This window comes from Kitasatospora sp. NPDC091257 (assembly GCF_044757675.1).
Classification (GTDB): Bacteria; Actinomycetota; Actinomycetes; order Streptomycetales; family Streptomycetaceae; genus Kitasatospora; species Kitasatospora lactacystinica.
In genome coordinates this window covers 1-10,800 of sequence record NZ_JBIVVI010000159.1, presented here as the reverse complement: position 1 = coordinate 10,800, position 10,800 = coordinate 1, and the positions used below count along the sequence as shown (strand labels likewise).

The window sequence follows — 10,800 nt, the reverse complement described above, 5'->3', positions numbered from 1 at the left end:
CCCGGCCCCCGCCGAGGCCAACCCCGGGGAACCGTCTTCTCGGAAGCCCCGCCCCGCGCCCGTGGCGGGCCGGGGCGGGGTGCCCGTGCGGGCGGCCGCGGCGATGGTGCGACGGCCAAGGGAACAGGTGGGGCGGGGAAAATCCGGTGGTGGTGGGTAGGGACCGGGCGCGGCCCAGTCGGTAGGCTCCGTGACATGGAGCATGAGGTTCTCGTCCCGTTGTCCGCCGAGCCGGTCCGGCAGGCCTTGCAGGATCCGGCGCTGCTGGCGCGGAGTGTGCCGGGGCTGAGCACCGAGCCGGCCGCGGTCGGCGCCGGTGCGGCCGAGGAGATCGGCGGCCGGCTGAAGCTGCGGATCGGCGGCTCCACGATCACGTACAAGGGCGTGCTGTCGCTGATCGGGGGCCGGGAGGGCGTGCTGACCGTGTTCGCCGAGGGCGAGGAGGCCCGGGGCACCGGTGAGGTGACCGCCACCGTCCGGGTCAGCGTCGCGGACGGCGCCGAGGACGGCACCGCGGTGATCCGCTTCACCGGCGACCTGAGCGCCACCGGCCGGCTGACCGAGTTCGACGAGGAGACCCTCGACGCCACCGGCCGCCGTCTGCTGGACCGGTTCGCCGCCGCGCTGGTCGCCCCGGAGGGTGAGCAGCCGCAGGACCAGGACCAGGAGGAGGACGCCGGGCAGGACGGGTCCGGGAACGCCGGGGCCGACGCCGGTGTGGTCTTCATCGAGGACCGCCAGGACCAGCCCGGCGACGACCTGGAGGACGACCTCTCCGACCTGATCGCCTTCTCCGACGCCGATGCCGAGCGCTTCGGCCTGCCCACCGGCTCCGCCGCCGACGACGAGGACGAGGAGGACGACGTCGAGGACGGGGCCGCGGACGGCTCCGCCGAGCAGGACGGCGTCGCCGAGGAGCTCCCCGCCGAGCCGCTCTTCGCGTACGAGGAGGAGCCGGTGCTCAGCGGCCCGGTGCGCCGCAGCATCGTCGGCCGGTCCGCCGAGGAGGTGGACCACGCCCCGCCGCGCGGCCCGTACGCCCCGGCGCTGCCCGCCCGCAGCGCGCGGGCCCGGGCGGCGTCCCGCTGGGGCGGCGAGGCCGGCGGGATCGTGGTGCCGGGCACCGGCGGCCGCAGCGCGGTGCCGTGGGTGATCGGCGGCTCGGTGGCCCTGCTGGGTGGTGCCGTGGTGCTGGTCAGGGCGCTGCGCCGACGCTGAGCCCGGAGCGCCGCGGGAACCGTCAGGGCCTAGACTGAACGCTCATGAGCAACGACCGCGACGCCCTGCTGGCACAGATCAAGGACAAGGCCGTCGTGCACGGCAAGGTCACCCTCTCCTCCGGCAAGGAGGCCGACTACTACGTCGACCTGCGCCGGATCACGCTGGACGGCGTGGCCGCCCCGCTGGTCGGCCGGGTGATGCTGGACGCGACCTCGCACCTGGACTACGACGCCGTCGGCGGCCTGACCCTGGGTGCCGACCCGGTGGCCGCCTCGATGCTGCACGCCGCCGCCGCGCGCGGGCAGCAGCTGGACGCCTTCGTGGTCCGCAAGACGGGCAAGGCGCACGGCCTCCAGCGCCGGATCGAGGGCCCGGAGGTCAAGGGCCGCCGGGTGCTGGCCGTCGAGGACACCTCCACCACCGGCGGCTCGGTGCTGACCGCCGTGGAGGCGCTGCGCGAGGCGGGCGCCGAGGTGGTCGGCGTCGCGGTGATCGTGGAGCGCGGCGGCGCGGCCGCCGTGGAGGCCCAGGGCCTGGAGTACGTGACCGCCTACACCCTGGACGACCTGGGTCTCTGATCCCGTCCGGTACGACGAACGACTGAGGGCCGGTGCTGTTTCACGTGAAACAGCACCGGCCCTCGCCGTGTCCGGAGCGCCGGGAGCTCAGCCCCGCCGGTGCCGGCCGCCGCCGGCCTGGACCTGGCTCTCCTCGTCGACCTCGGCGCCGATGCCGGCCCGCTTCTTCTTCCGCTCGCGCATGATCTCGACCAGGATCGGCGAGATCGACAGCAGGACGATCAGCAGCACCGCCGGGATCAGGTACTTGTCGATCACCGGGGCGAGCGCGTCGCCGAAGAAGTAGCCGATCAGCAGCATGGACTCGGTCCACAGCACGCCGCCGATCACGTTCCAGAGGAAGAAGGTCCGGGCGGGCATCTCCAGGGTGCCGGCGACCGGGTTCAGGAAGGTGCGGATGATCGGCATGAAGCGGGCCAGCACCACGGCCTTGCCGGAGCCGAACTTGTTGAAGTACTCCTCCGCCTTCACCACGTAGTCGCGTCGGAAGATCTTCGAATCGGGCTTGTCGAACATCTTCGGCCCGACCTTGGCGCCGATCAGGTGCCCGAGCTGGGCGCCGGCGATCGCCGCGATCGGGCAGCCGATCAGCAGGACGGCGATCGGCAGCTTGGCACCGTCGCCGAGCACCGAGGAGGCCGCGTTCGAGGCGGCGACACCCGCGAGGATCAGCAGCGAGTCGCCCGGGAAGAAGAAGCCGACCAGCAGGCCGGTCTCCGCGAAGATGATCGCGATCAGCCCGATGGCGCCGAGGGACGAGATCAGGGATTTGGCGTCAAGCAGGTTGACGGCCAGCTGGTTGTAGTCCACGGGCGCAGGATAGCGGGCGCACCGTGCCGACCACGCGGGCGCACCGTGCCCACGACCCGGGCGCACCGTGCCGACGGCGCCCGGCGGGGGACGCCCCCCGGCCGCCCGCCGGAGCCGCCCGCGGCCGCCGTGCGCCCGTGCCGTGCGACGTTCCGCATGGCGGGCTCCTGCTGACCCGCGGGCACGAGTCTGGGAAGATGGCACAGGCGTCCGGTCCGCGGTGGCACACCACCCTCATGGCCGTACCGCGCAGGTCGCCGCGAACGTGCCGGAGAGCCACACCGCAACGCCGCGCGTCGGCGGGCCGGCACGGAGTCGTCACGAAGGCGTACACAGCGTCGGACAGCACCGTCCGTACGCCGCAACCCGACAGGAGCGGATCGCATGCCCATCGCAACTCCCGAGGTCTACAACGAGATGCTGGACCGGGCCAAGGCGGGCAAGTTCGCCTACCCGGCCATCAACGTCACGTCGTCGCAGACGCTGCACGCCGCACTGCGTGGTTTCGCCGAGGCCGAGAGCGACGGCATCATCCAGATCTCGACCGGTGGCGCGGAGTTCCTGGGCGGCCAGCACAACAAGGACATGGTGACCGGCGCCGTCGCGCTCGCCGAGTTCGCCCACATCGTCGCCGCCAAGTACGACGTCACCGTCGCGCTGCACACCGACCACTGCCCGAAGGACAAGCTGGACGGCTACGTCCGCCCGCTGCTGGCGGTCTCCGCCGAGCGCGTGGCCCGGGGCGAGAACCCGCTGTTCCAGTCGCACATGTGGGACGGCTCGGCCGAGACCCTCTCCGACAACCTGGGCATCGCCCAGGAGCTGCTGGCCCAGGCCGCCGCCGCCAAGATCATCCTTGAGGTCGAGATCACCCCGACCGGCGGCGAGGAGGACGGCGTCACCCACGAGATCAACGACGAGCTGTACACCACCGTCAACGACGCCGTGCGCACCGCCGAGGCGCTGGGCCTGGGCGAGAAGGGCCGCTACCTGCTGGCCGCCTCCTTCGGCAACGTGCACGGCGTGTACAAGCCGGGCAACGTCGTGCTGAAGCCGGAGCTCCTGCGCGAGCTCCAGGACGCGATCGGCAAGCAGTACGGCAGGACCGACCCGTTCGACTTCGTCTTCCACGGCGGCTCGGGCTCCAGCGCCGAGGAGATCGCCACCGCGCTGGAGAACGGCGTCGTGAAGATGAACCTGGACACCGACACCCAGTACGCCTTCACCCGCCCGGTGGCCGGCCACATGTTCGCCAACTACGACGGCGTGCTGAAGGTCGACGGCGAGGTCGGCAAGAAGAACACCTACGACCCGCGCACCTGGGGCAAGCTGGCCGAGGCCGGCATGGCCGCCCGCGTGGTCGAGGCCGCCGAGCAGCTGCGTTCGGCGGGCAAGCGCCTGAAGTGAGTCCCGCGCCCGACGCGGGGCCCACGGGCCGCGTGAGCCCCGCGCCCCGGGCGTGACGTGACGGACGGGTGCCCCCGGCGGAAACCGCCGGGGGCACCCGTCTGTCCGGGGGTGTCTACTGCTTGAGCTCCGCGTACGCCTCCGCGCTGCTGTCCTTCAGGAACTGCCAGCAGCGGGTCTCCTCCTCGGTCTCCTTGATCGCGCCGGCCGCCCGGGCGAGCGCCGCCAGGCAGCGCAGGAAGCCGCGGTTGCCGCGGTGCTCCCACGGCACCGGGCCGTGGCCCTTCCATCCGTTGCGCCGCAGCGCGTCCAGCCCGCGGTGGTAGCCGGTACGGGCGTAGGCGTACGACTCGACGTACCGGCCGGCCGCGTAGGCGTCGTCGGCGAGCATGGCCCAGGCCAGGCAGAAGACCGGGAACTCGGCCGCCACCTGGGTGGGGGAGGCCGACTCCTCCGCCAGCATCCGGTAGGGCCGCTCCTCCTCCGGGAGGAGAGTGGGTTCGGGACCGTCGAGAAGGTTCCTGTGAATCGCCATGCCCTGAAGTCTGCCACCCGAGACGCAGGGGTCAACCGCCGTCCCCGGCGGGCGCCCGTCCCGCGACGCCGAAGTCACATACGAGGCGTGTGGACATTCACCCGTTCGCCTGCCACTGTGAAGATCATGTCCGCAGCCCGATCCGTCGGCCGGCGCACCGCACCGCCCCGGAAGGGCGGTCGCCGACGCCGCAGGCCGCGACGCGGACCCGGTCCTGGCATGCTCACGGCACTCGTGCTCTCCGCCGTGGTACTGGGGGCCGCGGCGATCATGCTGTACCGCCCAGCGGGAACCCCGGCCGCCGCCCCGACCGCCCAGGCGAGGGTCGCCCCGCCGGGCGAGCAGGCCACCACGGCGGCACCGACGGCGGAGCAGGCGCCGCCCCCGGCTCCCGCCCCGGCCGACACCCCGCCGCCCGCCCCCGCCGCGCCGGACCCCGGCCCCACCAAGGGCGCGGGCACCTTCACCGTCGCCCCGGCCACCGCCAAGCCGGTCGGACGCGGCAACGTACGCCGCTACCGGATCGAGGTCGAGGACGGCATCGGCATCGACGCCCCGACCGCCGCCACGCAGATCCACGCCATCCTCGGCGACAGACGAGGCTGGACCAACGACCGCAAGAACGGCTTCCAGCTGGTCGCCGACGGCCCGTACGACTTCGCCGTGAAGATCGCCTCGCCGGCCACCGTGGACCGGATCTGCGGCGCCTCCGGGCTGGACACCCACGGCGAGGTCAACTGCAACGTCGGCAACCAGGTGCTCGTCAACTCCAAGCGCTGGAACACCGGTTCACCGCAGTTCAGCGGACCGCTGGAGGAGTACCGGGCGCTGATCGTCAACCACGAGGTGGGCCACCGGATCGGCCACGGGCACGAGGGCTGCCCGGGCGAGGGCAAGCCCGCCCCCGCGATGATGCAGCAGATCTACGGCCTCAAGGGCTGCACGCCCAACGCCTGGCCGTACTCGGCACAGGGCACGTACGTGGGCGGGCCGTCCGTCCCGTAGAACCGCGGCGGCGGGGGCGGGTCCTGGGCAGCCGCCCTAACAGAGCACCGGCAGGTACTCCCGCAGGTCGCTGCGCTCCCCCGAGGCGGACACCTCGGCCGCCTCCACCGCCGCCGCCCAGTCGGCCCGGCCGGTGGCCAGCCGGATCCAGGTCAGCGGATCGGTCTCCACCACGTTGGGCGGGGTGCCCCGGGTGTGCTTCGGCCCCGGTACCGCCTGGACGACCGCGAACGGCGGGACGCGCAGCTCGACGGCGCCGCCGGGCACCTGCCCGGCGAGGGCGTCGGCCAGCATCCGGGAGACGGTGGCGAGGGCCTCGCGGTCGTGCGGGAAGGCGTCCAGGCCGAGCGCGTCGGCCAGGTCGTCGGCGTGCACCACGGCCTCGATCAGCCGGGTCACCAGGTAGTCGCTCAGGAGCATCGGATGGCCGCTCAGGAAGGTCACCCGCCGCTCCGGTTCCGCCGCGGCCCGGCTGTCGAGCACGGCCAGCACGGCGTCGAGCGACCGGTCGAACTCGGCGACCACCTCCTTGGGCGGGCCGGCGAACCCGGCCGCCGTGTGCTCCGTGGTCGCGGCGTCGACGAAGCCGGCCATCGTTCCGGCCAGCGTCGCGTAGTCGGCCAGCGGGAGCACCGGCCCGTCCACCTCCGGCAGGTCCAGCACGGCGGACAGCTGGCTCAGCGCCAGGCTCAGGTGGGTCACCAGCTCCCGCACCCTCCAGGAGCCGAGCCGGGTCGGCCGTTCCAGATCGGACTCCGTCAGCTGGTGCACGACCACGCGCACCGCCTCGCTCTGCGCCGTCAACGCGGCGCTCACCTTCTGCGGCTGATACGTACGGGACTTGGCAGGCATGGGCGTCAACATACGCCGAGGGGCGGGTGGTTCACCAGAGAACCACCCGCCCCTCGTCGACCGTGCGTCAGGCCAGCAGGGCCTCGATGACACCGGTGCGGGCGTCCTTCAGCTCGGCCAGCGAGACGCTGAACTGGCCCTGGACGTCCAGGCTTTCGCCGTCCACGACACCGATCCGGGTGGCCGGCAGGCCGCGCGCGGTGCACATGTCGTTGAACCGGAGCTCCTCGCTGCGCGGCACCGCCACGACGGCGCGGCCGGCCGACTCCGAGAACAGCAGGACGAACGGGTCCTGGCCCTCGGGCAGAACGATCCGCGCACCGTGGCCGCCCTTGAGGCAGCTCTCCACCAGCGCCTGACCGAGACCGCCGTCGGACAGGTCGTGCGCGGCGTCGATCATGCCGTCGCGCGAGGCGGCGATCAGGATCTCGCCGAGCAGCCGCTCGCGCTCCAGGTCCACCGCGGGCGGCAGGCCGCCGAGGTGGTCGTGGACGGCCTGCGACCAGGCCGAGCCGCCGAGCTCGTCCGCCGTGTCGCCGAGCAGGTAGAGCAGCTGCCCCTCCTCGGCGAAGGCCAGCGGGGTGCGCCGGGTGACGTCGTCGATGACGCCGAGCACCGCGACCACCGGGGTCGGGTGGATGGCGACCTCGCCGGTCTGGTTGTACAGCGAGACGTTTCCGCCGGTGACCGGGGTGCCGAGCACCAGGCAGGCGTCGGCCAGGCCGCGGGTGGCCTCGGCGAACTGCCACATCACGTCCGGGTCCTCGGGGGAGCCGAAGTTGAGGCAGTCGGAGACGGCGAGCGGCTTGGCACCGCCGGCCGCGACGTTGCGGTACGCCTCGGCCAGGGCCAGCTGGGCGCCGGTGTACGGGTCCAGCTTGGCGAAGCGGCCGTTGCCGTCGGTGGCGACCGAGACGCCGAGGTTGGTCTCGTCGTCGATCCGGATCATGCCCGAGTCCTCGCCGTGCGAGAGCACGGTGTTGCCGAGCACGTAGCGGTCGTACTGGTCGGTGATCCAGGACTTGGAGGCCTGGTTCGGGTGGCTCGCGACCTTCAGCAGGTCGGCCTTGAGGCCCTCGCCGGTGGTCGGGCGGGCCAGCCGCTCGGCGGTCGGGGCGTCGGCCTGCAGCGCGTCCTGCCAGCTCGGGCGGGCGTACGGGCGCTCGTAGGTCGGGCCCTCGTGGGCGACGGTGCGCGGCGGGACGTCCACCACGAGCTCGCCGTGCCAGAAGATCTCCAGGCGCTCGCCGTCGGTCACCTCACCGATGACGTTGGCGATGACGTCCCACTTCTCGCAGATCTCCAGGAAGCGGTCGACCTTGTCGGGCTCCACGATCGCGCACATGCGCTCCTGCGACTCGCTCATGAGGATCTCCTCCGGCGAGAGCGTGTGGTCGCGCAGGTGCACGGTGTCGAGCTCGATCCGCATGCCGCCGGAGCCGGCCGAGGCCAGCTCGCTGGTGGCGCAGGACAGACCGGCGCCACCGAGGTCCTGGATGCCCTTGACGAGCTTCTCCCGGAAGATCTCCAGGGTGCACTCGATCAGGAGCTTCTCCTGGAACGGGTCGCCGACCTGGACGGCCGGGCGCTTGGCCGGCTTGCTGTCGTCGAAGGTCTCGGAGGCGAGCACCGAGACGCCGCCGATGCCGTCACCGCCGGTGCGGGCGCCGTACAGGATGACCTTGTTGCCGGCGCCGGAGGCCTGCGCGAGGTGGATGTCCTCGTGCTTCATGACGCCCACGCACAGCGCGTTGACCAGCGGGTTGCCCTGGTAGCAGGAGTCGAAGACGACCTCGCCGCCGATGTTCGGCAGGCCCAGGCAGTTGCCGTAGCCGCCGATGCCCGCGACGATCCCGGGCAGCACGCGCCGGGTGTCCGGGTGGTCGGCCGCACCGAAGCGCAGCGGGTCCATCACGGCGACCGGGCGGGCGCCCATCGCCAGGATGTCGCGCACGATGCCGCCGATGCCGGTGGCCGCGCCCTGGTAGGGCTCGATGTACGACGGGTGGTTGTGCGACTCGACCTTGAAGGTGACCGCGTACCCCTGGCCGACGTCGACGACGCCGGCGTTCTCGCCGATGCCGACGAGCATCGCGTCCGAATCCGGCTTCTTCTCGCCGAACTGCTTCAGGTGGACCTTGCTGCTCTTGTACGAACAGTGCTCCGACCACATGACCGAGTACATGGCGAGTTCGGCGCCGGTCGGGCGGCGGCCGAGGATCTCCCGGATGCGCGCGTACTCGTCCTCCTTGAGGCCGAGCTCGGCCCAGGGCTGGGCGGCGTCCGGGGTCTGCTCGGCGTTCTTGACGGTGTCGAGGCTCATCAGGCGTTCACCAGCTGCTTCAGGACGGAAGTGAAGAAGCCCAGGCCCTCGGTGGTCGGGCCGGTGAGCGGCTCCACGGCGTGCTCCGGGTGCGGCATCAGGCCGACGACATTGCCGGCGGCGTTGGTGATGCCGGCGATGTCGCGGTACGAACCGTTCGGGTTGACGTCCAGGTAACGGGCGACGACCCGGCCCTCCGCCTCCAGTTCGTCCAGCACCCGCTCCTCGGCGACGAAGCGGCCCTCGCCGTTCTTCAGCGGGACGACGATTTCCTGGCCGACCGAGTAATCCCGGGTCCAGGCGGTGCCGGCGTTCTCGATGCTCAGCTTCTGGTCGCGGCAGATGAAGTGCAGCGAGTCGTTCCGGGTGAGCGCCCCGGGCAGCAGGTGCGATTCGCAGAGCACCTGGAAGCCGTTGCAGATACCGAGCACCGGCATTCCGAGCTTCGCCTGCTCGATGACGGTCTCCATCACCGGCGAGAAGCGGGAGATCGCACCGCAGCGCAGATAGTCGCCGTAACTGAATCCGCCGGGCAGGACGACGGCGTCGACCTGGTGGAGATCCTTGTCACGGTGCCACAGGGCGACCGGCTCGGCGCCGGCGAGGCGGACCGCCCGCTGGGCGTCGCGGTCGTCGAGGGAGCCGGGGAAAGTGACGACGCCGACGCGGGTGGTCACTTGCCCTCCTCCTCGACCCGGACGGTGAAGTCCTCGATCACGGTGTTGGCGAGAAAGGTCTCGGCGGCTTCGCGGATACGGGCGAGCGCCGCGTCGTCGACCGGGCCCTCCACATCCAGCTCGAAACGCTTGCCCTGGCGGACGTCGGCGATCCCGGTGAATCCGAGGCGGGGCAGTGCACGCTGCACCGCCTGTCCCTGGGGGTCGAGGATCTCCGGCTTGAGCATGACGTCGACTACGACGCGTGCCACTGGCACTCCCGGTGGTGTCTTCGGTGAGGCGGGGGAACTCCAGACTACCGGTGGTTTCGGGCAGGATTGCTGGCCGGGGATAGCGACGCGCGTAGACCCGAGCCCCTTACGCCACAAGGGATCCGGACCCCTCACCCGCCGCCCGGGCCGACCGGTTTCCGTGGATTCGGCACTCGGAACGGCCCCGTCCGGAGAACACCCGAATACGGCACTTGGGGACAGAACCGCCCGTCCCGCACATCGGTATCCAGGAGTCCCGCGAAGAGACGTGAATATCCGGAAAAGAATGCCGGACTCTTCGATTTCTGCCCCCTTCGGGTGCAGAATAGGGCCACCTGTCGCGGCAAGTGCTGCGTATCAGGCGAGCCACCCGGCGCGCCCGTACGCGCTTGCGCGAGTTGGTGCACATCAGGCCCCGGTACCCCCTCGGACCGGCGGCCGAATTGCCCGAGAGGATTGACACCCATGGCACAGCGTGTAGTTGTCACGCTCTCCGACGACCTGGACGGCGGCTCCGCCGCGGAAACCGTCCACTTCGGCGTCGACGGAAAGTCGTACGAGATCGACCTGTCCGTGGACAACGCGGAAAAGCTGCGGGAGGCCCTCGCTCCGTTCGTCGCCGCCGGCCGCCGCCAGAGCCGCACCGGAAAGTCCTTCCGCCGCACCGCCCTCACCCCGGACCCGGCCGCCGTCCGCGCCTGGGCCCTGTCCCGCGGGATGGAACTGCCGGCCCGTGGCCGCATCCCCAAGCACGTGTACGAGGCGTTCGCCGAGGCGAACTGAGCCTCGCGGGAGTCCGCTCCCCGGTCGCCCCGCCCGCCCTGACCGAAAGGGTGGGGCGACCACCCCGAACGATGCTGTAGAGTATTCCTCGTCGCCGCAACGGAGAGATCCGAAGAGGCGGCGGGTGCCCCACCAGGCACCATGCGGACGTGGCTCAGTTGGTAGAGCATCACCTTGCCAAGGTGAGGGTCGCGAGTTCGAATCTCGTCGTCCGCTCGCAGTGCGCGAGCACAGCACAACTCAATAGTTTGACCTGCGGACGTGGCTCAGTTGGTAGAGCATCACCTTGCCAAGGTGAGGGTCGCGAGTTCGAATCTCGTCGTCCGCTCCGATCCGAAGGGCCCCCTCGTGCGAGGGG

At 71.6% G+C, this 10,800-nt stretch carries 11 protein-coding genes and 2 tRNA genes; 7 read left to right on the top strand and 6 right to left on the bottom strand.

Features of this window, described 5'->3' with window-relative positions; genetic code table 11:
• Window positions 1-195 precede the first annotated feature (195 nt).
• On the top strand, window positions 196-1,218 hold the full coding sequence (locus ACIQOV_RS10385) for a hypothetical protein (protein WP_401047085.1): 1,023 nt from the start codon (window positions 196-198) through the stop codon (window positions 1,216-1,218).
• 44 nt (window positions 1,219-1,262) lie between these two features.
• Window positions 1,263-1,799: an orotate phosphoribosyltransferase gene (pyrE, locus tag ACIQOV_RS10380; RefSeq protein ID WP_359897723.1), complete on the top strand. Its 537-nt coding sequence runs from the start codon at window positions 1,263-1,265 to the stop codon at window positions 1,797-1,799.
• Window positions 1,800-1,886: 87 nt separating this feature from the next.
• On the opposite strand, the gene ACIQOV_RS10375 is transcribed toward pyrE, so the two are convergent.
• A complete protein-coding gene (locus ACIQOV_RS10375) occupies window positions 1,887-2,609 on the bottom strand; it encodes a VTT domain-containing protein (protein WP_359897722.1) in 723 nt (240 codons plus the stop codon).
• A gap of 384 nt (window positions 2,610-2,993) precedes the next feature.
• On the opposite strand from ACIQOV_RS10375, the gene fbaA reads away from it, so the two are divergent.
• Window positions 2,994-4,016, top strand: a complete 1,023-nt coding sequence (fbaA, locus tag ACIQOV_RS10370; RefSeq protein ID WP_401047082.1) for a class II fructose-bisphosphate aldolase — start codon at window positions 2,994-2,996, stop codon at window positions 4,014-4,016.
• Between the two features lie 115 nt (window positions 4,017-4,131).
• On the opposite strand, the gene ACIQOV_RS10365 is transcribed toward fbaA, so the two are convergent.
• The gene (locus ACIQOV_RS10365) at window positions 4,132-4,551 is read right to left on the bottom strand and encodes a DUF3151 domain-containing protein (protein ID WP_359897720.1); all 420 of its coding nucleotides are present in this window, start codon (window positions 4,549-4,551) and stop codon (window positions 4,132-4,134) included.
• A gap of 219 nt (window positions 4,552-4,770) precedes the next feature.
• Between ACIQOV_RS10365 and ACIQOV_RS10360 the strand changes: the two genes are divergently transcribed.
• Window positions 4,771-5,556 (top strand): DUF3152 domain-containing protein, encoded by a 786-nt coding sequence (locus ACIQOV_RS10360; RefSeq protein WP_401047079.1) that lies wholly within the window; start codon window positions 4,771-4,773, stop codon window positions 5,554-5,556.
• Between the two features lie 36 nt (window positions 5,557-5,592).
• On the opposite strand, the gene ACIQOV_RS10355 is transcribed toward ACIQOV_RS10360, so the two are convergent.
• The 4 genes from ACIQOV_RS10355 to purS all read right to left on the bottom strand — a co-directional run bounded on the left by ACIQOV_RS10355 (window position 5,593) and on the right by purS (window position 9,659).
• Complete coding sequence (locus ACIQOV_RS10355) at window positions 5,593-6,408, bottom strand: sterol carrier family protein (protein ID WP_401047078.1); 816 nt, start codon at window positions 6,406-6,408, stop codon at window positions 5,593-5,595.
• A 67-nt stretch (window positions 6,409-6,475) separates the two neighbouring features.
• A complete protein-coding gene (purL, locus tag ACIQOV_RS10350; RefSeq protein WP_387726658.1) occupies window positions 6,476-8,731 on the bottom strand; it encodes a phosphoribosylformylglycinamidine synthase subunit PurL in 2,256 nt (751 codons plus the stop codon).
• Window positions 8,731-9,408, bottom strand: a complete 678-nt coding sequence (gene purQ, locus ACIQOV_RS10345) for a phosphoribosylformylglycinamidine synthase subunit PurQ (protein ID WP_359897716.1) — start codon at window positions 9,406-9,408, stop codon at window positions 8,731-8,733. The genes purL and purQ overlap by 1 nt, the downstream gene beginning before the upstream one ends.
• Complete coding sequence (gene purS / locus ACIQOV_RS10340) at window positions 9,405-9,659, bottom strand: phosphoribosylformylglycinamidine synthase subunit PurS (protein WP_049654013.1); 255 nt, start codon at window positions 9,657-9,659, stop codon at window positions 9,405-9,407. Before purS ends, purQ begins: the two co-directional genes overlap by 4 nt.
• Before the next feature lie 465 nt (window positions 9,660-10,124).
• On the opposite strand from purS, the gene ACIQOV_RS10335 reads away from it, so the two are divergent.
• The 3 genes from ACIQOV_RS10335 (at window position 10,125) to ACIQOV_RS10325 (ending at window position 10,770) form a co-directional block, all read left to right on the top strand.
• Window positions 10,125-10,442 carry an Lsr2 family protein gene (locus ACIQOV_RS10335; RefSeq protein ID WP_359897715.1) on the top strand — a complete coding sequence of 106 codons (318 nt, stop codon included), beginning with the start codon at window positions 10,125-10,127 and terminating at the stop codon, window positions 10,440-10,442.
• A gap of 143 nt (window positions 10,443-10,585) precedes the next feature.
• Window positions 10,586-10,658, top strand: a tRNA-Gly gene (locus ACIQOV_RS10330).
• 39 nt (window positions 10,659-10,697) lie between these two features.
• A tRNA-Gly gene (locus ACIQOV_RS10325) sits at window positions 10,698-10,770 on the top strand.
• The last annotated feature ends 30 nt before the right edge of the window (window positions 10,771-10,800 follow it).

Coding starts and splice junctions, on each gene's coding strand:
- ACIQOV_RS10385 (WP_401047085.1), top strand. CDS start 196: ATGGAGCATGAGGTTCTCGTCCCGTTGTCCGCCGAGCCGGTCCGGCAG.
- pyrE (WP_359897723.1), top strand. CDS start 1,263: ATGAGCAACGACCGCGACGCCCTGCTGGCACAGATCAAGGACAAGGCC.
- fbaA (WP_401047082.1), top strand. CDS start 2,994: ATGCCCATCGCAACTCCCGAGGTCTACAACGAGATGCTGGACCGGGCC.
- ACIQOV_RS10365 (WP_359897720.1), bottom strand. CDS start 4,551: ATGGCGATTCACAGGAACCTTCTCGACGGTCCCGAACCCACTCTCCTC.
- ACIQOV_RS10360 (WP_401047079.1), top strand. CDS start 4,771: ATGCTCACGGCACTCGTGCTCTCCGCCGTGGTACTGGGGGCCGCGGCG.
- ACIQOV_RS10355 (WP_401047078.1), bottom strand. CDS start 6,408: ATGCCTGCCAAGTCCCGTACGTATCAGCCGCAGAAGGTGAGCGCCGCG.
- purL (WP_387726658.1), bottom strand. CDS start 8,731: ATGAGCCTCGACACCGTCAAGAACGCCGAGCAGACCCCGGACGCCGCC.
- ACIQOV_RS10335 (WP_359897715.1), top strand. CDS start 10,125: ATGGCACAGCGTGTAGTTGTCACGCTCTCCGACGACCTGGACGGCGGC.